Origin of the sequence: Thaumasiovibrio clandestinus (genome assembly GCF_047250365.1) — a bacterium.
Lineage (GTDB): Bacteria > Pseudomonadota > Gammaproteobacteria > Enterobacterales > Vibrionaceae > Thaumasiovibrio.
In genome coordinates this window covers 133333-155987 of the sequence record NZ_JBLBVL010000005.1, presented here as the reverse complement: position 1 = coordinate 155987, position 22655 = coordinate 133333, and the positions used below count along the sequence as shown (strand labels likewise).

Genomic DNA, 22655 nt, shown 5'->3' with positions numbered 1-22655 from the left:
GATGGAGAGGCTTATGGGACACTTTATTGACCGGAGGCTTAACGGTAAAAAAAAGAGCACGGTGAACCGCCAACGTTTTCTGCGCCGTCATAAGCAACAGATCAAGGAGTCCATCTCGGATGCGGTTAACAGCCGCTCCATCACCGACGTTGATAGCGGTGAAAGTATCTCTATCCCGTCGCGTGATATTACTGAACCTCAGTTTCACCAAGGGAAAGGCGGTAAACGCGACATGGTTCACCCGGGTAACGACCAGTTTGTCCCAGGTGACCGCATCGAACGCCCCCAAGGTGGGGGCGGCGGTAGCGGCGGGGGAGAAGGGCAAGCCAGTCCAGATGGAGAGGGAAAAGACGAGTTTATCTTTCAGATATCTAAAGATGAATATCTCGACCTCCTCTTTGAAGATTTAGAATTACCCAACCTGCAGCAAAATCAGCGTAATAAACTGGTTGAGTGGAAAACATTCCGCTCTGGCTTTAAGGCAAGTGGTGTGCCAGCCAATATCGCAATTGTGCGTTCGCTGCAAAACTCATTGGCGCGTCGTACCGCAATGACTGCGGGGAAAAGACGTACAATACGAGAGCTTGAAGAGCAACTTAACTTACTCGAACATTCAGAACCGGCACAGCCTTTTGAAGAAGAAGCACTACGCCAACAGATAGCAGAGTTAAAAGATAAAGTTGCCGCAACACCGTTCCTTGATACCTTCGATTTGCGCTACAAGAATTACGAACGCAAAGCGATACCGAGTAGCCAAGCCGTGATGTTTTGTTTAATGGATGTCTCTGGCTCGATGGATCAAGCGACAAAAGATATTGCAAAACGCTTTTATATTTTGCTCTACCTTTTCCTCACTCGTACATACAAGAATGTGGAAGTGGTGTTTATTCGCCACCATACACAAGCGAAAGAGGTCGATGAGCATGAGTTCTTCTATTCGCAAGAAACAGGAGGAACCATCGTTTCCAGTGCACTGCGTTTAATGGATGAGATCGTTAAGAAACGCTACTCGCCTGCGGAATGGAACATTTATGCCGCCCAAGCATCGGATGGAGACAACTGGGCAGATGACTCGCCGGGATGTCGTGCACTACTGGAAAAACAAATTCTTCCAGTAACACGTTACTACTCTTACATCGAAATTACCCGCCGGGCGCACCAGACCTTGTGGCGAGAGTATGAGGCATTACAAGCAAGTAATAATAACTTTGCGATGCAAAACATTCGCTCTGCAGAGGATATATTCCCGGTATTCAGAGAGTTGTTTAAAAAACAGGTTGATTAGCATCGACTAAATTAGGGGAGTCACGATGACAGCGAAACACAAGCAGCAAACGCCATTAAGTGACGGGCCGGATTGGACATTTTCTCTATTGGATCAATACCATGAGGAAATAAAACGTGTTGCCGCCCATTACCGCCTCGACGCTTATCCTAACCAGATAGAGATTATTACTGCCGAGCAAATGATGGATGCCTACTCCTCCATCGGCATGCCGATAAACTACCATCACTGGTCGTTTGGTAAGCGTTTTATAGAAACCGAACAAGGTTATAAGCACGGACAAATGGGCTTGGCTTATGAAATAGTGATCAATTCCGACCCTTGTATCGCCTACCTCATGGAAGAGAACACCATTACGATGCAAGCTCTCGTCATGGCGCATGCTTGCTATGGGCATAATTCCTTCTTTAAAGGAAACTACCTGTTTAAAGCATGGACTGATGCGGGTTCAATTATTGACTATCTGTTATTTGCTCGAAAGTATATCTCGGAGTGCGAAGAAAAATACGGTGTAGAAGAGGTAGAAAAGTTACTCGACTCTTGCCATGCATTGATGAACTACGGTGTGGACCGCTATCAACGTCCAGAGCGTATCTCCATGACCGAAGAAAAAGCGCGGCAACAAGCACGCGAAGACTACCTACAAACCCAAGTTAACGCCCTGTGGCGTACCATCCCCGTTCAGAAAGAAGAAACCACCGAAGCCGAAGTAAGATTCCCCGCTGAACCACAAGAAAATTTACTCTACTTCATCGAGAAACACGCCCCTCTCTTAGAGCCTTGGCAGCGAGAGATCGTGCGCATTGTTAGAAAAGTCAGTCAGTATTTTTATCCCCAAAAACAGACCCAAGTAATGAATGAAGGTTGGGCGACGTTTTGGCACTACACTATTCTTAATCACTTATATGACGAAGGATTGGTGACTGATCGCTTTATTCTGGAGTTTTTGCACAGCCATACCAATGTTGTCGCACAGCCACCATACAACAGCCCTTATTACAGCGGTATTAACCCCTACGCGCTTGGTTTTGCAATGTTTACCGATATTCGGCGTATCTGCGAAAACCCGACAGAAGAAGATAAACATTGGTTCCCAGATATTGCTGGATCAGATTGGCTTGATACGCTGCACTTTGCGATGCATAACTTCAAAGACGAGAGCTTTATCAGTCAATACCTGTCGCCAAAGGTAATGCGCGACTTTAAACTTTTCTGTGTCAATGATGATGATAAGCATAATTATGTTGAAGTTGACGTCATCCATAACGAAGAGGGATATCAGCAACTACGAGAAAGACTCTCCGCTCAATATAACCTCAGTAATCTAGAACCCAATATTCAGATTTGGAATGTGGCGCTAAATGGCGATCGATCCCTGACTTTACGCTATGTTCCTCATAATCGAATACCGCTGGCTGACTCTTACTGTGAGGTGTTAAAGCACCTTTATCGCCTATGGGGCTTTGATATTACCTTGGAGGAAGAGCTCCCCGACGGACGAGTGCAAATTTTAGGCACATGCCCAAAGCGGAATCAATATAACTCTGAGATCTAAACCCAACCAATAACGTTGTATTGCAAGAAGTAACAACGAAAAGGGGCTTATCTAAATAAGCCCCTTTATTTACGCTATTTTTCTTCTTCTGCCATTAGATGGGCAATGCTCTCACGGTGTTTAAACCAAATTGCTCCACTCTCTCGCCCGTAGGCTTTCAGTACCTCAGGCACTGACTCAGGACGCTGCTCAGAGCACACCTCAAGCATCGAGCGGTAGAAGGATAATGCCAGTCCACATGCTTCTTGCTCCATAAAATAATAACCGCCAATTCGGGTATATATTTTACGTAGCCCGTTAATGGTTAGCACATAAACCATGTTGTTCGATTGCGCTGCCAATCCTTGGAACAGACGATAGTCGTAAAAATTAAACGCTCGTCCTCGGCAAATCGCTTCGCACAATGCAGGATCGTTTTTGCCATATTTATCGACAATTTTCTTCACTTCCTGCGTCAGAGCGAGCTTTTCTGCTGGTTCACAGCTTTCAAGATAAGCCTCAAAACTATCGGCCTGCAATAAGCGTTCGCAATTAGCAATAACAGTACGAATCACATCTTCTGAACCGTGCTGATTGCCTTTGATTGCATAGCGCATATAGACACTACTAATGTCCGTTCGCGCAGCCAGTAGTCCTTCGACCACACCTTGTATATCCTGACCATCCAGTGTCACTAAGGTATCAAGAATACTCAAACCAGAAGTTTGCATATAATCGTTGACCCGGGTTGGTTTGCCGTGCTGGATGGTTAACCAACCGTCACGAGCCAAACGCTGTAACACTTCACGCAGTGTCGTACGGGTTACGCCAATTAGCTCTGATAACTCACGCTCCGCTGGCAGTATGGATCCCTGCGGAAAATGGTTATTCCAGATACTCTCGATGATGTATTTCTCAGCAAATGATGCCGGGCTATCAGCCTTAATTACCATAACAATCGTTATCCAATGTTTCTTGTTTTATAAATGCAGAAACCCGCAACCGTGCAGCATTCCTTGCTTGGGTAGTCATCATACCACTGCACCCAACTATATCGAAATTATGATGCCCAGATTGCAATGAACGGTAATCATATTGAAAAAACTAGAGCAATATCACCAAAGCGAACACTTGTACGCTAGAATATGATGATTTTTCTCAAACAAATAACGTATCAACATGTAACCACAGGTAAGGCAACGTTACAATCTGTAAGCTGAATCCTTCCTTATTGTGTTGCTAAGCAGAACAACAATCAACCGCAAGCGAACTACGGCGTTAATAACACACCATGCAAGCATGAAATCATAAGCAATTAAAAAATAAAGCATTATTCGAGACAAAGATTCAAACATAAAAAAATAAAACTTGATTAAACAAAACTAACAACAGCACTAACTACCCACTTCCCTTGTTATTGCTATTTACGTTATGAAACAGATATTACTTTCCATTTTAATCAATATAGTATCGAGTATTCGCTCTAAAAACATGCGATACCGATTTATTTCTTCGAGTTTGCTTCTCTATCCAGCAGAGGAACCTTTGCAATCATAATGGGTCTGATGTAAAACAATATTCATGATTTTTCATGATGTTATTACCCGACTATTCATTTAATGCTAGGAACGTCAACATGCTAAACATGCTCTATCGCTGGAGTCTGACACGCCAGCCATGGCTTATACTTTTATTGATTGTCATCGCGTTGGAAGGCAGTGCCTTTTTCTTTCAGTATGTCATGTTGCTCCCACCCTGTGTGATGTGTATTTATGAACGTGTTGCCATGATGGGAATGGGGATAGGGGCAGCCATCGGCTTATCAGCACCAAAAAATCCACTGATTAGAGGTTTGGGCCTTGCAACTTGGGGCTACAGTGCATTTCGCGGCTGGCAACTGGCCAACGAGCATGTCGGTTATCAGTTTGCAGATCCTAATAATATCTTTGCTGCCCAATGCGATATTTTCGTCTCTTTCCCGGCTTGGGCACCACTCAACGAATGGATTCCGGGTTTCTTTTCTCCTGATCTCTCGGGCAACTGCAGCAAAATTGTCTGGCAGTTTCTAAGCCTATCTATGCCACAATGGCTGGTTGTCATCTTTGCTCTAAACCTCCTGGCTTTCTTTGTCGTCGTGATAAGCCAACTCTTTGGTAGAAAGAAGTAATCACATACAGCTCTGCCTTTGCCAACGAAGCATGATCGACAAAGCATAACCACCGTATTAAAACGCAAAAAGGCACCTTAAGTGCCTTTTTGTATGCCATCCATGCATTGTTACGGCAACATCGCGTTTAACAGAGGAATATCTGCCGGACAGAGTTCATATTGCAACGCGTCTTCCACACTAACCCAAACCATTTTTTGATGGCTGTGTAAACAGATGTCACCCCCGACCCAAGTGACCCTATAGGCCAACAGGCGCACGGTTTTGTTTGGGTAATGGGTTACCGATTCAGCAATAAACTGCTCGACTTCAACCTGAATGGCTAACTCTTCACTCAGCTCTCGCTCCAGCGCGACGGCATCCACTTCGCCCATTTCGACTTTGCCACCCGGCAACTCCCACAGCCCACCTTGGCTCGCATCCTCTAAGCGTTGGGCTAAAAGTACTTTATCCGCCTTTACAATCGCCCCAGCGACCACTCGAATCTGGGTCATGCATCACCACAGCACTGCTTAAACTTACGACCGCTGCCACATGGACATGCATCGTTACGTCCAACGTCTTTGTAAGGGTTAATAGCAACGGCTTTACTGCCTTGATGCAACTCATCCGCCGCCAACACTAATTCTGGTAGTAACATGGGTAACGAAGCCAACATGACATCGACATTGGGCAGTTCATCGACTCCGGCATGACTCATCTGGGCGAGCGTCTCCACCTCATCTACGGCTAAATACATACCAAGATGAACATTCGACAATACTGACAATATCGCATCCGGCACGGCGACCGCTTGCCATGTCGGTTCAATTACCGACCATACCGCAAGAAAACCATGCGCCAACTCCAGCAATCCCTGCTTGTCATCAACACACCATACATATTCACCACGTTGAATTAAGCCAAATTGACGCTGAAAGTGCTCACTGATTTCATCCACCACCGCTTTGGGTGGAAGGTTCTCCCATAAAGGAGCCAGCCATGTTTCTGGGGGACATGGTCTAGGGTTGCAGTTTGCCGCCAAACACGCCCCCTCAAGCATTAACGGAGTAACAGCGTTCCACGGCGCAACAAGTGTTAGGGTCATAAACTCAACCTTTTTGATAACTCGCCCTCAAGCGAAAGGGCACTTAAACGGCCGTCAGTGTAGACTAATTTAACGTCATTCTGAAATCGGTACGACATCACCCTCACGCATGATCAATCACTTTCCCCATAACCCCAAGTAAAAACCCTAAGTAACATTGGCACATCACAAACATAAGCCCTTGTTTATAGTGGCCAAAATGGGTAGTGTGGCGCGTTACTGTAAAGCATGATGCTAAAACTCATTAAGTTTAGGGAAATAAATGAACAACAAAAGTCTGTTTGCCATTTTGACAATGGCAATGCTGTCTGGCTGCAATGCAAATGAAGACTCGTCAGGTGGTAGTGGTGGTCATCGCTTTGATCAAGGGTGGGGAGTCACCCCAGGGACATCTTATTCGAGTATTCAATCACGAATAAACGCGATTCCCAGTGTCGTTAGAAAAACCGTCGATAATGGTTACTATGTGACGAGATCAAGGCATATGGGTACGGCATGTGGGCCAGAACACAACATCGGCTCTGATAGCGCAGCGTATAATTCAGCGCATTTTGAATTGGGCATTGATAACAAACGCATTCCTCTATCTGATATTCAACGCATCGCTGGCATTGTTGAAGTCAGCCTTGAAATGATTGCCGAAGAATTAAATGTGCTACCTCGTGATTTAATTTCACATGCGCACACTGACAGTAACGGCGAACAACGTCTCGGCGTATGCATTCTCTCAGGCAAAAGCTCCAACGGTGCTGGGCATGGGAACGAGATGGTCGTTAGTCAATCAAATACCCACGGTGGTGTCTACGAGTTCACACTACTAAAACACGAACTAGCCCATCTTATCGATAGCCAATTTAATAACAATGAATTCGCATACAATTTAACGCCAAACTGGTGGGTCGAGGGGTTTGCAGAAAATGTAACAGGAACAAAACCCTTATCAAAATCCGCATGGCAATCTCAACATAAAAAGTATGTCGGCGATCAAAATATTGTTACCTTAGGCGGTGCGCCTACAGGTGGATACGAAGCCTATAGCCTCTACTCCACAATGGTTGCCTATTTGCGTAATAAGGGGCTTACTGAAGAGGCGTTTTTCGAGTTCGTACAATCCGATCGCTGGCATGCCGATGGCACCACAAACTTTGACCCCGAAGGGTCGTGCAAAGGTCAAGTACCATCAAACTATGGGTTAACAACCGGTTCTTGTGGTGCTTTCTCGGACGTGATGGCTATTTTTTCAAACCGGTTCAATTACGTGAGTGGGCGTTCTGGTGGTGAATTAAGCGGGTTCGATGACTTCGAAACCAATTACTACCAACTCATCTCTGACTGGTTATCATCACGCTAAAGTACTAATACAATTAGCCTTCATAAAATAAAGTAAGGGCTGAAAATTAACGGCCCTTCACACCTATCACTTGAACAATTCATAATAACGCCAATAGACTTTCACCTTGAAGTTTGCTTTAGTTAAGCTCACCGCTCACTTTTATCACGAATCAGAGGCGCACTATGTCATCGCATCACGTTATCATTGCTGGTAGCACGGGATTGGTCGGGCATCATCTACTAAAACAGCTGATACAAAACGACAAAGTAGCATCCATTACTAGCCTCACACGTCGCACCAGCCATCTAGATAGTGATAAATTACACGAGGTGCTCTCAGCCGAATTACACCTCGAGCCCAATACCTCCATACCCGCAACTGTCGGCTTTATTTGCCTCGGTACGACAAAGCGCCAAGCACAAGGCAACGCGGGCTTACGTGCCATCGATGTCGAACTGGTTCATCACGTCGCAACACAAATGCAGCAGCAGGGTGTGACACGCCTTGGCGTCATCTCCAGCCACGGCGCACACCCAAAGCACCTTAGTCACTACCTGCGTTGCAAGGGGCAAATGGAACGGGCACTACTAGACCTCGGTTTTGAACACCTAACAATTATTAGGCCGGGTCCACTGAGTGGCGTTCGAGAGCAGCCTCGTGCTGACGAGCACCTAGTCGGATATATAACAGGCCTATTAGCGCCGCTACTTAAAGGGCCACTGCTGGCGTTTAAACCTATCAAAGCAAGCATTGTGGCCAAAGTCATGTTCGATGCAACGTTAGCAAATTCACAGCGTCGCCAAATTGTATCAGCCATCGACCTACACCATCAGGCAGTCCCCGAATGCTAAGGACATATTCCGATATCACTCCTACCCTGCCATTCAGGAAAGGGATGACAAAACGGACATAGCTCACTACAATCGCCTGCTTCGATATTGAGAGGCAACACAATCATGACAGACACCCCCGGACGCATTATTCTTGGCCCAATGGAAGGGGTACTTGATGCATTAATGCGAGATATGCTCACCGACATCAACCACTATGACCTTTGTGTCACAGAGTTTGTTCGGGTCATCGATCGTTTGTTGCCAGCCAGTGTTTTCTATCGTCTGTGTCCAGAACTTCATCATGGTGGGCATACCCCTGCTGGAACGCCAGTGCGCGTACAACTGCTTGGTCAAGAGTCGGGTTGGATGGCCGAGAACGCAGCGCGTGCCATTGCACTAGGTTCGCCGGGTATCGACCTCAACTTCGGCTGCCCAGCAAAGTCGGTTAACCGCAATCGGGGCGGGGCGACACTATTAAAAGATCCAGAAAAAATCTATCAAATTGTCCGCCATTGTCGCCAAGCGGTTGATAGCCAATATACCGTTTCGGCTAAAGTACGCCTAGGTTGGGATGACCCTGCCCAGTGTGATGAAATCGTCGACGCTGTCAATCAAGCCGGAGCAAGCGAGCTAACCATTCACGCCCGAACAAAAGAAGATGGCTATCGTGCCGACACCATCAAGTGGGAATACATTGATCAAGTCCGACGCAAGTACTCTATTCCACTGATTGCCAATGGAGAAATTTGGGATTACGACTCTGCACAGGCATGTCGAGAAGTGACTGGATGTAACGATATTATGGTGTGCCGAGGGGCTCTGCACCTACCCAACTTGGGAAATGTTGCGCAGCACAATGCTGCACCAATGGCTTGGCATGACGTGGTCAGATTATTGATCCGCTATACCCGGTACGAGGTTGATGGAATAAAAGCGGCGTATTATCCAAATAGAATTAAGCAATGGTTCAATTACCTTCGCCACCAGTATCCTGAAGCGAAAGCACTCTTTGCTGATATTCGCCGCCTCAATAGCGCCGGTGAAATCAGTACACTGCTGGAGAAAGAGCACCAGAAAAAAGTGGCTTAATGATAAAGAGGTGTGGAGCTGGGTCTACAATCTAATACGCCAAGATCTGACTTGGCGTATTATTGGAAATATGGCGATGACAGGGGCAAACCCGTACAGAGATTACTCTTTGTCAACTTCAACGCCAGCAGGTAAGTTTTGAATATGATCTGACCAATCAATCACATCAATTTCATACACTATTTTCCCTCGCACCGACTCTCCCGCTGCATGCATCGCAGACTTCGATCCGGTTAGCAATGGATGCCACGCAGGTAGTGACTGACCTTCAGCCAATAGTCGATAAGAACAGGTTTCAGGCAACCAGATAAACTCGTCAATTTTATCACGCGTGAGTTTTAGACACTCTTCACCCGATTTGAAACGATTAGGATAATCTTTACACGAGCAAGTCTTGTCATTTAGAAGGCTACAAGCAACATTGGTATAGTAAATGTCATCGGTATCTTCATCCATCAACTTGTGTAAACAGCATTTACCACACCCATCACACAGCGACTCCCACTCACTATCACTCATTTGAGTTAGGTCTTTGGTTTCCCAGAAATTCGCCATGTTATGTACCTCACTACTGTTTAGTTGCGAATATTAAAGAGGCGGTGTTATAGCTTGTCACCAACGAAAGTGCAACCATTGCATGTACAACCGCGCATTTTGACCTCACTGCTTAACTTTAGTATGCTGCGCCACCATTGAGTAGCCGCTGAACCCCAACAGCCGCGTTCAAACGCTAACAATTGAAGCCACAGACCGTCACCCGCGGAGTCGATAACATGAAAAAAACACCACTAACTTGCCGACTCGGATGTGGGGCTTGCTGCATTGCACCCAGCATTTCATCAGCGATTCCTGGCATGCCAAAAGGCAAGCCCGCCAACACACGTTGCGTTCAACTGAATGAAGATAATCTCTGTCGATTATTTGGGAAGCCAGAAAGGCCAAAAGTCTGTGGAGATTTTCAGCCTTGTCCCGATATTTGTGGTGGCAGCAATGAGTTTGCTATGTCACAGCTGCTCGAGTTAGAAGCAATGACTTAACGCTTAACCGCGAAAGTCGCCGCTAAGGATGCGCAACGCCGATTTGGCGTGTTCGACCACTTCATGACCCGTCGAGGTGAGATAACCGCCATCAATCGCTGAAGTTAGCCCCTTATCAAATAAGCGCTTTGCCGCTGCAACCATTTCTGGGGCGGCGTCACTACGAACCTTTATTCCTTCTAAGTCTGAGTGCATTGGGAATAACACTAGCAAGTTCATTTCAGCAAGTAACTCTTCATTAAAACGCATACATCATACCTTTGTTCATTAATACGCTGATTCATTCTAACAATTCAAATCGTTAAAAAAGCGTTTAGCGTCAAACATTAAAAAATATAATCGGGCTGTTTTGCTACGCACCTCTCGATTACAGCAAAGAAAAATCGCTTCGGTTATAAATGTAGCAACAAGCGTCCATCTACGCGACCCTAGAAAAGGCTCACATCACTGTGTCAATACACGCTTTTATGTCTATCGACTAAACAAAAAACGGGCCGAAGCCCGTCTTTCTATTGATAATGCGAAAACCTCTTAGGGTTAGCTTCCCTGAATTCCAACAATCATCCAAGGCGCATTGGTGGCGAGCAAGTCACGCTCCAAGTGCCAAATGTCTTTGATCTCTTCTTCACTGTTGTCACCACGATCCCGTACCCGACCAGTATACTTGATACTAATTTGCGCCAAACTCATGTCATGATCAGCACGAACAATTTCTGCATCAACATACATCACATCGGTTTGTGGTGGTGTCTCCAACTGGGCACGCTCAGTTTTTAAATCGGCCATTAATGCGGGCGACAAATATTCCGCCATGGTGTCAAAATCATCATGGTTCCACGCGCCTTGCAAGGTGCGATAATGCTCGCGTGCACCACTCAAAAAAGCCGCCATCTGAAAATCTGCCGGTAGATTGAACGGAATATCATCAGCTACAGCGGTTTGCGTAAATCCACCCGATGTATTTGGCGTATGCTCTGCTTGCCATGCCGGTTCGTCACTTTGTCTCTGCTGATAACCGCTCATTGCAGGGTTCGTGGCCCGTGAACGCAGAAAACGCATCGCCATCCAGATCAATGCAGCAACGATCACCATATCCATGGCATTGACACCATTAAACGCGCCACCAAACAGAGCAGCAATCAAGCCACCAGCTAATAGCCCCCCCATCAATCCGCCCAACATGCCTCGACGTTGTGGCGCGGCATTCGGTCTCACGGTTTCCGTCTGGCGAGGCTGTGCTTGACGCTGAGCTGGTGCGGTGCGGTGCGTTCTGCCCAAATTGCGCCCGCCCCCCATTCGACGTGCTTCTGCCTCTGGCACTGCAACCACAAACACCATTAACGCAACGGTTAACAGTGAAAGAAACTTCTTCATTAACGATCTTTCCAATATTTCACTCGATGTCCGCATCCTAAGCGGGTAACAAGACAGGTGTCAAACTACACTTGCAACAAAATATTTGTAAACTTCCCATTGAACATGAAATCAATATGCTTTACTCATAGACAGAATAAAAACAATATCAGGATGCGCTTATGCAAAACACACACAGTAAACTGCTCGGTTATCTCTTGTGGATTTTCGGGTTTACCGGTGCCCACCGCTTCTATTACGGCAGGCCGATCACTGGTACCATTTGGTTTTTTACCCTTGGTCTACTTGGTATCGGTTGGCTTATCGATCTATTCCTGATCCCAAGCATGGATAGGCAAGCGGACATCCGATTCCAATCCGGCGCCGCTGACTATAATGTCGCTTGGCTTCTCCTCACATTTTTAGGCTTATTTGGTGTTCACCGCCTCTATTTGGGTAAATGGATTACTGCCATCATTTATCTTTTCACCGCAGGCTTCTTTCTTGTAGGTCTTTTATATGACTTTTGGACGTTGAACGAGCAAATTTCCCAGCGTAATAGGCAACTTAGATCCAGACGCCTTTAAGTTAAACGCACTATTACCCCTCATCACGGTGATTTAGCGTCGAGGGCAAGTTTTGGTTGCTATTTGTTACGTTTTAACTAAAATATCGAACAGTGTTCAAAACCTATGCAGAGAACTATGGCCAGACGAAACGATCACACGCGCGAAGAGCTTATCGCCCTAACATTAAACAATGTAAAAGACTTTCTCGATGCGCACTCGCATCATGAGCTCAGTCTTCGCAAAATTGCCGCCATGATAGGCTATGTTCCGAGCACCCTGATCAATATATTCGGTAGTTACAACCTTCTCTTGCTAGAAGTGGTTGCTAACACCTTGGATGAATTGGCCTTAGAAGCTAAACAACAAGTTGTTACTGCACACACTCCCGATCAGGCCATTCGCATACTCGCTAATTGCTATCTCTCCTATGCAAAATCACACCCTTACCGCTGGCAATTAATTTTCCAACATAAAATGCCTGGCGATGAACTGCCTGACTGGCAAAACAACCGTATCAATAACTTAACTGCGATGCTAGAAGGGCAAGTCGCTAACCTAACAGGGCTTGAAGACAATAGAGAAATCGAGAAAATCAGCCGCGTTTTGTGGGCTGGCGTGCATGGTATCACCCTACTTAGTGTTGATGACAAGCTTTTTGCAAACAACGTTGTCAGCGGCGCAGAGTTGATTGATAACCTCATTGATAATTACCTTAGCCCATGGCGACGCAAGGAAGCATAAGCATGGATAACTCATTACTGGCTCAACGCCGATTCTTGCCCTATTTCATTACGCAATCTCTCGGGGCTTTTAATGACAACGTATATAAAAATGTATTGCTCATTTTTGTTGCCTTTGCCGCCCCCGGCACCCTACCGCTTGATAGTGACCTAATGGTTAACCTCGCAGCGGGTCTATTTATTTTACCGTTCTTCCTTTTCTCAGCCTCCGCTGGGGTTATCGCCGATAAATTTGAGAAGTCTCGCTTAATACGACTGGTGAAGTTACTCGAAGTCATCATTATGTCGTTAGCAGCCTACGCAATCCTCCAACAGAATTTTACCATGATGCTGTTGCTACTTTTCTTAATGGGGACCCAGTCTACGCTTTTTGGCCCAGTGAAGTATGCGTTACTGCCACAAACCCTTAAGCAAGATGAGCTTGTTAAAGGCAACGCCCTAGTCGAAACAGGCACCTTCCTCGCCATTTTAATCGGCACCATTGTTGCTGGCTTCATCGCTAACCACCACTTGGCCTACCCGCTTGCCGCCATTGCTGTTGTCAGCTTTGCTGTTTTTGGCTATATCAGTGCCAAATCGATTCCCCTCATACCAGCGGTTAATCCTAGTATGCCGCTGCGCTGGGCACCAATCCGTCAAACCAAAGAGACGTTGAAGATTGCCCGCCAAGACAAGGTAGTTTTCCAGTGTATATTGGGGATCAGTTGGTTCTGGTTATTGGGCGCCAGTTATCTGACCCAGTTTCCTAACTTCACTAAACACTATTTAGGCGGAAACGCAGCAGCAGTCTCATTCTTACTGACACTGTTCTCTGTTGGTATTGCACTGGGTGCCCAGCTATGCGCGAAGCTTTCAAATCATCGTGTCGAGCCGGGGATTGTGCCGCTAGGTAGTCTGGGGTTGACGATTTTTGGTGTGGACCTGATGTTTGCCGTTCCCACTATCGCCCCTGTAACTGACAGCTTTTTGGCCTTTGTTCTGCACCCAGAGCTACGCCGTGTTTTTGTCGACCTGCTAATGATCGGCGTGTTCGGCGGGCTGTTCATTGTTCCCCTCTATGCGATGATGCAACAACGTGCCAAAGAAGAAGAACGTGCCCGAGTCATTGCTGCCAACAACATTTTTAATTCACTGTTCATGGTAATAAGTGCCGTCAGTGGCATCGTGTTGCTGGGGGTTATTGGACTTGCTATTCCACAATTCTTTTTCATTTTAGCGGTGGCCAACGCCATTGTCGCTCTATATGTCTACTTGCAAATTCCTGAGTTTTTCCTACGTCTTGTGGTCTGGATGATCAGTCATACGATGTATCGCGTCACGCATCAAGATCTGGATCGCATTCCGCAAAAAGGCAGTGCCTTGTTGGTCTGTAATCATGTCAGCTATATGGATGCCCTGCTGTTGGCTGGCGCTTGCCCACGCCCTATTCGTTTTGTCATGGATAAAACCCTGTCTGAAATCCCCTTATTGAAGTATTTTTTCCGCCATTCAAAAGTGATCCCGATTTGTCCTTCAGACCGACAATCGGTGGCCAACGCCTTTGAGCAGGTGGATAAGTGCCTAGCCAGTGGCGAAGTGGTCTGTATCTTCCCAGAAGGGCGACTGACCTATGATGGCGAAATTGGGATCTTTAAGCGTGGCGTAGATACGATTATAAGCCGCACACCTGTTCCGGTGGTCCCCTTAGCTTTGCAAGGTTTATGGGGCAGTTGGTTTAGCCGCGAAAGTGGTAAGGCGCTCTTAAAACGTCCTAAGCGCTTTTGGTCACGGGTAACGATTGTGGCTGGTGAGGCCGTAGAGCCTGATATTGCTAACGCTGCACTGTTACGTGAGCGAGTGGTGGCACTGCGTGGAGAAAAAGCATAAGTGCGTTAAATAACGCGCAAGAAATGCAGGGGTGATGTCTCGCCCCTGCCTACTCTTCCATCAACGTGTTCTGCAACCATTTCGCCATCTCACGCCGCGACGGCTTAATCCCACCCTGTTCAACCCCCTGAGGCCAAGGATAATAACGATAAGGGCGAAGCAAGCCCGGCAAATGAAGCAAAGCCCATTGATGCCAATGCTGTGAAGAAAATGTGCTCGCGTCGACGATCGCGACGGGACGGCTGCCATACTCTTGATCAGCAATAGGCAGAACCATCACCCGCTTAATCTCATCCACCTGCATGAGGATCGATTCTATCGACTCGGGTTGAATGTTCTCTCCCCCAGAGATAAACATGTTGTCTTTTCTGCCACGAATAAACAGCTCGCCGTCGCAACTCTCACCCAAATCTTTACTGTAAAAGTACCCATCAGGTCCAGTCACTGAATCGATCTGTCCGTGGCGGAGGTAACCCAAGCAGAGTGTTTCGCCTTTTAAGCAGATCTCACCACCTTGCAATGTCATCTCTCGTCGCGGGATCACCGTTCCTACGCCTGCGGATTTATCGGCTGGTTTCATGGTGACAGTGGACGCCATTTCTGTCATCCCATATCCGCACCAACACGCAATACCTTGCTGCTTGGCAGCGCTAACAAGCTCAACGGGGATTGCCGCTCCACCAAGCAGGACTTGTTTTAATTGATGTATTTGATTTTGCAGTAAAAAACGTTGTAACTGAGTTGGCACTAACGAGGCGTGAGTCACCAACGACAACGATGCTAGGGCATCTTCACCGGGAATAGTGAGTTGGGCCCCTTTCAGCAACCAGCGCCACACAATCGCCATGCCAGAAATATGAAATAGCGGCAAAGACAATAGCCAATCATCCCCATACTCAAATGGCAATCGGCTCAGCAAACCCTCGGCAGAATACAAATGGGTTTGCGGTGAGTGGACAACGGCCTTAGGGGTTCCGGTAGAGCCCGAAGTCAGCGTCAGCGTCAACGCCCGTGCCGGGTCCCATGCTTTTAGTGATGTAACTGAGCATGGTGTTGACGTTGCTAAATGCGCCGTAAGGGGAGCAATGTCGAGCCACGTCACCGTCACCCCCATCGCCACCTCTATTTCTGCACACTGCGTAGTAGTAAAGCGTGGATTCGTGCAAAGCAGCAACTCACCGCGCTCACAACAAGCAAACAGCAAAACAAGCAATGAGAGATGATTGGGGCTTTTAGTTCCCCATACTCGCGCAGAGCCATCACTCACTGACGTGTGCGTCATCTGCGCTAAATATTGGTGGCACCCGTCAATTTGAGTCGCCAATGAGCACCAGTCAATCCCCCCGGAAAGTGTCTTTATTGCAGTTGCATCCGGACGGTGTTTGGCCCAATGGCGCCACGGGTAGGTAGAAAACAGTTCTGACATGCTGACACACAAGAAAAGGGCGGCTTTAGCTCAAGCCGCTAAAATACGTTAACAGCTAAACACCTTGTCTAGCTGCTGCTTAACCGGTAGATCACACCCCGGCCAAACGGGTTCAACTTGTTCCATGAATAGCTGCATGGTGTCTAAGCCCGGTACCGTCTGTGGTGTTTTCCACTGCGCCAAACGTGCCAGCTGGTTTAACCCTAAGCTTGACTCTAGACTCGAGCTAATCACCGCTTCAAGCCCTAACTCATGGGCGCGCTCAATTAACGCAATACATTTGTCGATACTGCCCGTCAGCGTGGGCTTAATCACCACAGCGGCTAATCCCGGCTCACTTTTTAACTCAAACCCTGGCTCACGCAAGGTCTCATCCCACGCAATCGCAATGCCGGTCTCTTTGGCAAATGCCAAGCTCTGCTCTGGGGTTTGACATGGCTCTTCCATAAACGCGATGGTATGACGGTTTGCCGGATTAACATATTTGGCAAACTGTTGTGACTTCAGCGGCGTCCACATGCGGTTGGCATCTAGACGCAAGCGAATATCGGGAATCGCTTCAGCAAACATGTTTGTTACCATGCCATCACGCACCGCCTCATACATCCCCACCTTAATTTTCGCGATTTTGTCGCCGGCTTGTGCATTAAGGGTGACCACCAGTTCATCTGGATCACCACTACACAGTGGCGCCACTTTATAGTTGCCGTCTAATGGCAGCTGGCCGTCTAACTCTAGGCACGCCACTGACAAACCAAATGCAACAGAAGGGGCAAGAGCCTCAAGTGATTGTTCTTGATGATTCTGCCACGCTTGTAACCAAGCAATTGCTTGACCTTGCGCTTCTTCGAGGGTTTCATGACTAAATTCAGGTAGCGGCGCAATTTCACCCCATCCCACCTTATCGCCATCACTGAGCTTTACTAACAACCCATCCCGGGTCTGCAAACGCTGATTCCGAAGTATCACCATGGAGTCCATGGTTAACTGGTAGCGATAAAGATCTACTGAGCGCATTACTGCTCCTTAACGTCAATGTGTTGTAAAAACAGCATGAGCGCGCGACAAAAGGCTGCTGGCGCTTCATGATGTGTATTATGGCCAGCCTGTTCCACTACCCCTATAGAAAATGGGCGAGAACGGGCTAACTGAGTAAATTTATTGTCCCACTCACCAACTAAGTAATGGACGGGAAGCCGGGATTGAATTAGCGGTATATCAAGGCAAGCCTGTCGACCCAAAGATGTTGCGCGCATCATTGCAGCGAGGCTTGCGCCCTTTTGTTGCCCGCGTTGCTCAATCAAGTGGTGCCGTTGCTGCATTGAAAGGTGAGAAAAAACCGTCTGTTGATACCAGTCAGCTAAGACCGTCGGCATTGGCTCATTGGTAAAGCGTACCGCCCATTTTTCATCATGAGTCAGTCGGGCTGCACGCTCAACATCAGGCAAACCAAAATGCCCCCCCTCTATCACCAACCCAACCAAGCCTTGTGGTTGCTGTACCGCATGGAACATAGCAATACGTGCGCCCAAAGAATAGCCAATGAGCACATACTGCTGAATGCCTCTAGCTTGTAATAGCTGTTGCAAATGGTGATGCGACTCCTCAAAGCCCGCTTGCGCTGATACACGAACGGCAACACTCTGACCATGACCGGGTAAATCAACCAAGATACAATAATAGTGCTGACTTAACCGCCGCACCACTGGCATCCAGTCAGCCCCAGAGCCTAAGAAGCCATGCAAGAAGACCAAGCAAGGGTGAGATGGGTTGCCATAACTAGCGGAGAAGAGCATCGTCTTCTACCTCATTCATCATTTGCGCCAGTAACGCCCCCGCTTCACCCGCTGGGGTGGTCAACTCCAACAAAGTTACACCTGAATGCAATAACCCAGCTTCTACAGCTTGTCGCACTGAATCCATTGACGTCGGCGCAACATAATTGAGATTAAACATGCTCGCCGCCGCTGCAAACGTTACGCCATGCGGCATACGATAAAGCGACGCTTTTTTCTCTTCAGGGACAGGCAACATATCAAAAATGCCACCGCCATCATTGTTAATCACCACCAACACCAGTGGTGTTGATGATCCTGATAGCAAAGCGAGACTATTTAAGTCATACAGACAAGAGGTGTCCCCCAGCAGAGCCAGCATCGGACGTTGCCTGACACGCTGTACACCCGCTAAGGTCGCCACCAAGCCATCGATTCCCGATGCACCGCGGTTGGCAAAAGCAGGCGCCTGCCAATTTCTCGCGAGCATATCGATCAGGCGGACAATAAGGCTATTGCCTAAAAAGAGATCACTACTGGATGGCATCCAATCGAGCACATTAGCAGCAAAGCTCAATTCCGATAGCTTGGTTTCACTCCACGGCTCAGGCAATGCTGCAAGTTCAGAGGCCCAATCGCCATTTTCACACACCTCAACACTGTCTGCGGCTTTCAGCGCCCAAGTTACCACATCAGCTTGAATACGCAGGTGAGGACGATGTTGTGGCTGCAGACGCTTGTTAGAATCGTCCACTAACCAAAATTCACCTTGAAACTGATCTAGCCATTCCCCCAGCCGCTTAGAGACAAAACGACCACCAAACTGAATCACCATCTCTGCCTGATCAAATGCAGCACGGCACTGTGGGTTCTTCAACCACACATCATAGCCACTCCAAGCACTGCTTCCCCCTGCTTGAGGGTCTGCCAACAATGGCCAACCTAAACGACGCGCCAGCACTTTTATTTCCGACAAAGCCCCTATCGGCACCCGTCCAACGACAATCACCCCTTTGCGTTTCTGCCACTGCGCCCAACGGGAAGGCAGCTCAACCACTGCAGTAACGGGAGCATAATCAATATAAGGCTGAGCGCTATTTAACCAAGATGCTATAGGGCCGAGGTAGTCATCAAACCCCAAGGTATCTCCACCATACAAGGGTTCAGGAAACGGGCAGTTAATGTGCACCGCCCCGTCGCGCTGCTGCCCCACTAATGTATCAATACTGCCGAGTAACCATGCCGCGCTGTGCTGTAACGAAGGAGAAGGTAGAGATAATTCACCACCGACATGACTCGAGAAAATGCCTTTTTGCTCAATGGCTTGATTCGCGCCAACTGCGACTAGCTCTTGCGGCCTATCGGCGCTCAAAACAATCAAACGCTCACCGGTTAAATTGGCTTCAACAACAGCCGGCAGCAAATTGGCCACTGCGGTACCAGATGTGACAACAATGGCCACAGGGCGACCACTCGCCTTGGCTAAACCAAGTGCGAGAAAGCCAAGGCCTCGCTCGTCAAAGTGCGTATGAATGCGCAAGTTTTCATGCGCATCAGCTTCTAATGTCAACGGTGTTGAACGCGATCCTGGCGCAATGCAGATTTCCTGTACACCATGACGCGTCAACGCCTCCAGTATCAAATGCGACCAGAGGCGGTTAATCGATGCTTGTTGGGTGGTTTTCACAAAATTCTCGTGTCGTTGTCTTGAGATCAAGCGCGCTGCTGTTGAGGGTAGCGCGGTTCGCCTTCTAACAGGGTCTTTAATGTTGCTGTTTTTCGGTCTAACTCTTGCCACTCCATCTCAGGCAAAGAGCCAGGTACAATACCAGCACCAGCAAACAGGTGGATCTCTTTGCCCACCATTAATGCACTACGTAAAGCAACACAAAATTCGCTCTGATGATGACCAAGGTAGCCCACCGAGCCGCTATACCAGCCCCGAGGAAAGGGTTCGTGCTGCAGAATATAATTATATGCCGTATCCCGAGGTAAGCCAGCCACTGCCGCTGTTGGCTGCAAACAGTCGAGCAGATTGGCATGCCGCAGAGCGCGGTCTACTTTTGCTTCAATCGGCCGTTTAAGGTGTTGAACTTGTCGCAGCTTGACCAACTCCGGCGTTGTTGCAATGGCGATCTCATTCGTATGCAGCTGCAGACGCGCATAGATGTCATCAACCACCAATTGATTTTCATACCGGTTTTTTGCGTCACTTAATAGCCACTGCGATAGCTGCGCATCTTTAACAGGATCGCTATCGCGTCCAATGGTACCAGCCAAGGCTTCAGTCATTAGCTCGTCATCACGCCTTAACATCAGGCGCTCTGGCGTAGACCCGACAAAGCTATGATTTTCATTCAATGCCATCATAAAGTGGTAGCTTGACGGATTAACAGCACAACTCGCTTTAAGTAGCTGGGCTGGGCTCACCACCTCTGACATGGTTAACGTCGTGCGACGGGCTAACACAACCTTCTCTAGCGCTGTCTCAGCAATGGCGGTCAAAGCATCGTGAACCATTTGCGTCCAGTCGTTCTTCTCGGGATGACAACGTTCGGTCACAATATGGCTATCCAACGGCGCGACAGGCTGCATCGTTAAGACAAGCGCATCGAGAGATGCTAGCAGTTTATCAGTCTGAGACGACACATTAACCACCAGACGCCAGAAGCCATCCTGACGAACCACCTCAATCTGCGGTAAAAAGAAGTATGAGGGCATACAACGCCGATTGGCAGCGGTACGGCCATCAAACGAGTGTCCCCCCCAAATCCGCTGTCCTTCCGTCAAGGTCTCTTCCGCCACCGCAGCGTCAGTAAAGGTCGCGACTTGGCCTAAAGCAACAACTTCTTCTCGGCCATCTCGGTGCTGCCAATAAAACTTAGGATAGAGCGTTTGTCCGTCCAACCAATCAATAAGATCCACGTTCGCAGGCCAGTCGAGAGGGGTTTCCAAACGAATAGGGGCTGAACGTGGCATCGTCGCGATGGTTTCGGCTAACGCTTCAATGGCAACTCGTAACGCAGTCAATGTCACCTCACACAGCAGTTGTCGAGCAAAAAACTAATCAGCCATTCTACCCCAAGCCAGAATAAAAAGGGATCGCCAATACGCCATTAAATCCTTAGCTGATAAAATCATAGATATTAGTTATTTTCTCTATTTTTCCTATTAAGGCTTTATTTTATCTGCTTTTGTAGTGTAATTTGTAATCAAAACAAAATGAAAATACAGGAACAAACACATGTATGATCTTGGCATGTCAAATAAACTTGACAACGTCTGCTACGATATCCGCGGTCCAGTACTTAAACATGCTAAGCGTATGGAAGAAGAAGGGCATAAAATTCTAAAGCTAAATATTGGCAATCCAGCCCAATTTGGCTTTGATGCCCCTGATGAAATTCTCGTTGACGTCATACGCAACTTACCAACATCGCAAGGGTACTGTGATTCAAAAGGGATCTATTCCGCCCGTAAAGCCATTGTGCAGCACTATCAAAAACGGGGCATGCTGGATCTCGATGTTGAAGACGTTTACGTTGGTAACGGCGTTTCAGAGCTGATTGTCATGGCGATGCAAGCATTGCTCAATAATGGTGACGAGATACTCGTTCCGGCACCAGATTACCCGCTCTGGACCGCGAGTGTCTCTCTCTCTGGCGGTAACCCTGTGCACTATCTATGTGATGAAGAAGCCAATTGGTACCCTGATCTTGACGATATTCGCCAAAAAATCACCCCAAACACCAAAGGCATCGTACTGATCAACCCAAATAACCCGACAGGAGCAGTCTATAGCCGAGACTTTCTACTCGATGTTATCGAGATCGCTCGGCAGCATAAATTGATCATTTTTGCCGATGAGATCTACGACAAAATACTCTATGACGGTGCAATTCATCACTCAATTGCCCCACTGGCAGAAGATGTGTTTTGTGTTACGTTCAACGGGCTATCTAAGTCATATCGTGTTTGTGGTTTTCGTGCTGGTTGGATGCTGCTCTCTGGACCACGTCACCAAGCCGCTGGCTATATTGCAGGCCTTGAGATGCTCGCCTCAATGCGCCTATGTGCCAACGTTCCAATGCAACATGCCATTCAAACAGCATTGGGGGGCTACCAGAGTATTAATGAGTTGATATTGCCTGGCGGTCGCCTACTCGAACAGCGCGATAAAGCGTGGGAGATGATCAATGCCATTGAGGGCGTCAGCTGCAAGAAGCCCAAAGGCGCACTCTACCTGTTTCCTAAAATTGACACCAAAAAATACAAGATTGTTGATGACGAGCGAATGATGCTCGATTTCTTGATTCAGGAAAAAGTGTTGATGGTACATGGCACGGGTTTTAACTGGCCATCACCAGATCACTTCCGCATTGTTACCCTTCCTCGTATTGATGATCTCGAAATGGCCATTAGCCGCTTCGAGCGTTTCTTGCATAGCTATAGCCAATAACACATAGCTATCGTCAATAACGCATCGCTACAGCCAATACCCCCCTGCCATCGCCGGATACACGCCGGCGATGATAATTGCCTGATTGTCACACAACTGTTA

Annotated in this window: 22 protein-coding genes; 11 read left to right on the top strand and 11 right to left on the bottom strand. The window is 47.6% G+C overall.

Annotated features, from left to right (window positions below; translation table 11 throughout):
- Positions 1 to 13: 13 nt before the first annotated feature.
- Both ACKLNH_RS09605 and ACKLNH_RS09600 read left to right on the top strand, forming a co-directional pair.
- Positions 14 to 1285: a YeaH/YhbH family protein gene (locus ACKLNH_RS09605; protein WP_413112035.1), complete on the top strand. Its 1272-nt coding sequence runs from the start codon at positions 14 to 16 to the stop codon at positions 1283 to 1285.
- Between the two features lie 25 nt (positions 1286 to 1310).
- Positions 1311 to 2840 carry a SpoVR family protein gene (locus tag ACKLNH_RS09600; RefSeq protein ID WP_413112034.1) on the top strand — a complete coding sequence of 510 codons (1530 nt, stop codon included), beginning with the start codon at positions 1311 to 1313 and terminating at the stop codon, positions 2838 to 2840.
- A gap of 74 nt (positions 2841 to 2914) precedes the next feature.
- Here the strand turns inward: ACKLNH_RS09600 and fadR are convergent, their stop codons facing one another.
- Entirely contained in the window at positions 2915 to 3772 is an 858-nt protein-coding gene (fadR, locus tag ACKLNH_RS09595) for a fatty acid metabolism transcriptional regulator FadR (RefSeq protein WP_413112033.1), read from the bottom strand.
- Positions 3773 to 4455: 683 nt separating this feature from the next.
- On the opposite strand from fadR, the gene dsbB reads away from it, so the two are divergent.
- Positions 4456 to 4986, top strand: a complete 531-nt coding sequence (gene dsbB / locus ACKLNH_RS09590) for a disulfide bond formation protein DsbB (RefSeq protein WP_413112032.1) — start codon at positions 4456 to 4458, stop codon at positions 4984 to 4986.
- A gap of 110 nt (positions 4987 to 5096) precedes the next feature.
- Here dsbB and ACKLNH_RS09585 read toward each other — a convergent pair whose 3' ends face one another.
- On the bottom strand, positions 5097 to 5480 hold the full coding sequence (locus tag ACKLNH_RS09585) for a (deoxy)nucleoside triphosphate pyrophosphohydrolase (RefSeq protein ID WP_413112031.1): 384 nt from the start codon (positions 5478 to 5480) through the stop codon (positions 5097 to 5099).
- Positions 5477 to 6073: a YecA family protein gene (locus ACKLNH_RS09580; protein ID WP_413112030.1), complete on the bottom strand. Its 597-nt coding sequence runs from the start codon at positions 6071 to 6073 to the stop codon at positions 5477 to 5479. Before ACKLNH_RS09580 ends, ACKLNH_RS09585 begins: the two co-directional genes overlap by 4 nt.
- Positions 6074 to 6335: 262 nt before the next feature.
- On the opposite strand from ACKLNH_RS09580, the gene ACKLNH_RS09575 reads away from it, so the two are divergent.
- The 3 genes from ACKLNH_RS09575 to dusC all read left to right on the top strand — a co-directional run bounded on the left by ACKLNH_RS09575 (position 6336) and on the right by dusC (position 9328).
- The gene (locus tag ACKLNH_RS09575) at positions 6336 to 7424 is read left to right on the top strand and encodes a hypothetical protein (protein WP_413112029.1); all 1089 of its coding nucleotides are present in this window, start codon (positions 6336 to 6338) and stop codon (positions 7422 to 7424) included.
- 164 nt (positions 7425 to 7588) lie between these two features.
- Positions 7589 to 8257: an NAD(P)H-binding protein gene (locus ACKLNH_RS09570; protein WP_413112028.1), complete on the top strand. Its 669-nt coding sequence runs from the start codon at positions 7589 to 7591 to the stop codon at positions 8255 to 8257.
- 105 nt (positions 8258 to 8362) lie between these two features.
- A complete protein-coding gene (gene dusC / locus ACKLNH_RS09565) occupies positions 8363 to 9328 on the top strand; it encodes a tRNA dihydrouridine(16) synthase DusC (protein WP_413112027.1) in 966 nt (321 codons plus the stop codon).
- A 102-nt stretch (positions 9329 to 9430) separates the two neighbouring features.
- Here dusC and ACKLNH_RS09560 read toward each other — a convergent pair whose 3' ends face one another.
- Positions 9431 to 9883 (bottom strand): YcgN family cysteine cluster protein, encoded by a 453-nt coding sequence (locus tag ACKLNH_RS09560; RefSeq protein ID WP_413112026.1) that lies wholly within the window; start codon positions 9881 to 9883, stop codon positions 9431 to 9433.
- Positions 9884 to 10101: 218 nt separating this feature from the next.
- Here ACKLNH_RS09560 and ACKLNH_RS09555 point away from each other — a divergent pair, with 218 nt between their 5' ends.
- Positions 10102 to 10365, top strand: coding sequence for a YkgJ family cysteine cluster protein (locus ACKLNH_RS09555; protein ID WP_413112025.1), 264 nt, complete (start codon positions 10102 to 10104; stop codon positions 10363 to 10365).
- A gap of 3 nt (positions 10366 to 10368) precedes the next feature.
- On the opposite strand, the gene ACKLNH_RS09550 is transcribed toward ACKLNH_RS09555, so the two are convergent.
- Entirely contained in the window at positions 10369 to 10614 is a 246-nt protein-coding gene (locus tag ACKLNH_RS09550) for a TIGR02647 family protein (protein WP_413112024.1), read from the bottom strand.
- Between the two features lie 288 nt (positions 10615 to 10902).
- Entirely contained in the window at positions 10903 to 11739 is an 837-nt protein-coding gene (locus tag ACKLNH_RS09545) for a Tim44 domain-containing protein (protein WP_413112023.1), read from the bottom strand.
- Between the two features lie 161 nt (positions 11740 to 11900).
- Between ACKLNH_RS09545 and ACKLNH_RS09540 the strand changes: the two genes are divergently transcribed.
- From ACKLNH_RS09540 to ACKLNH_RS09530, 3 genes are all read left to right on the top strand, one after another.
- Positions 11901 to 12305: an NINE protein gene (locus ACKLNH_RS09540; protein ID WP_413112022.1), complete on the top strand. Its 405-nt coding sequence runs from the start codon at positions 11901 to 11903 to the stop codon at positions 12303 to 12305.
- A gap of 117 nt (positions 12306 to 12422) precedes the next feature.
- On the top strand, positions 12423 to 13028 hold the full coding sequence (locus tag ACKLNH_RS09535; protein ID WP_413112021.1) for a TetR/AcrR family transcriptional regulator: 606 nt from the start codon (positions 12423 to 12425) through the stop codon (positions 13026 to 13028).
- Complete coding sequence (locus tag ACKLNH_RS09530; protein ID WP_413112139.1) at positions 13025 to 14893, top strand: MFS transporter; 1869 nt, start codon at positions 13025 to 13027, stop codon at positions 14891 to 14893. Before ACKLNH_RS09535 ends, ACKLNH_RS09530 begins: the two co-directional genes overlap by 4 nt.
- A 49-nt stretch (positions 14894 to 14942) precedes the next feature.
- Here the strand turns inward: ACKLNH_RS09530 and menE are convergent, their stop codons facing one another.
- Genes menE through ACKLNH_RS09505 form a run of 5 tightly spaced genes read right to left on the bottom strand, consistent with a single transcriptional unit; the run spans position 14943 to position 21124 of the window.
- Positions 14943 to 16319 (bottom strand): o-succinylbenzoate--CoA ligase, encoded by a 1377-nt coding sequence (menE, locus tag ACKLNH_RS09525; protein WP_413112020.1) that lies wholly within the window; start codon positions 16317 to 16319, stop codon positions 14943 to 14945.
- A gap of 48 nt (positions 16320 to 16367) precedes the next feature.
- On the bottom strand, positions 16368 to 17336 hold the full coding sequence (gene menC, locus ACKLNH_RS09520; protein WP_413112019.1) for an o-succinylbenzoate synthase: 969 nt from the start codon (positions 17334 to 17336) through the stop codon (positions 16368 to 16370).
- Positions 17336 to 18115 carry a 2-succinyl-6-hydroxy-2,4-cyclohexadiene-1-carboxylate synthase gene (gene menH, locus ACKLNH_RS09515; protein WP_413112018.1) on the bottom strand — a complete coding sequence of 260 codons (780 nt, stop codon included), beginning with the start codon at positions 18113 to 18115 and terminating at the stop codon, positions 17336 to 17338. The genes menC and menH overlap by 1 nt, the downstream gene beginning before the upstream one ends.
- Entirely contained in the window at positions 18099 to 19781 is a 1683-nt protein-coding gene (menD, locus tag ACKLNH_RS09510; protein WP_413112017.1) for a 2-succinyl-5-enolpyruvyl-6-hydroxy-3-cyclohexene-1-carboxylic-acid synthase, read from the bottom strand. The genes menH and menD overlap by 17 nt, the downstream gene beginning before the upstream one ends.
- A 26-nt stretch (positions 19782 to 19807) precedes the next feature.
- Complete coding sequence (locus ACKLNH_RS09505) at positions 19808 to 21124, bottom strand: isochorismate synthase (protein WP_413112016.1); 1317 nt, start codon at positions 21122 to 21124, stop codon at positions 19808 to 19810.
- 214 nt (positions 21125 to 21338) lie between these two features.
- Between ACKLNH_RS09505 and ACKLNH_RS09500 the strand changes: the two genes are divergently transcribed.
- Positions 21339 to 22553 carry a pyridoxal phosphate-dependent aminotransferase gene (locus ACKLNH_RS09500; RefSeq protein ID WP_413112015.1) on the top strand — a complete coding sequence of 405 codons (1215 nt, stop codon included), beginning with the start codon at positions 21339 to 21341 and terminating at the stop codon, positions 22551 to 22553.
- Positions 22554 to 22655 lie beyond the last annotated feature (102 nt).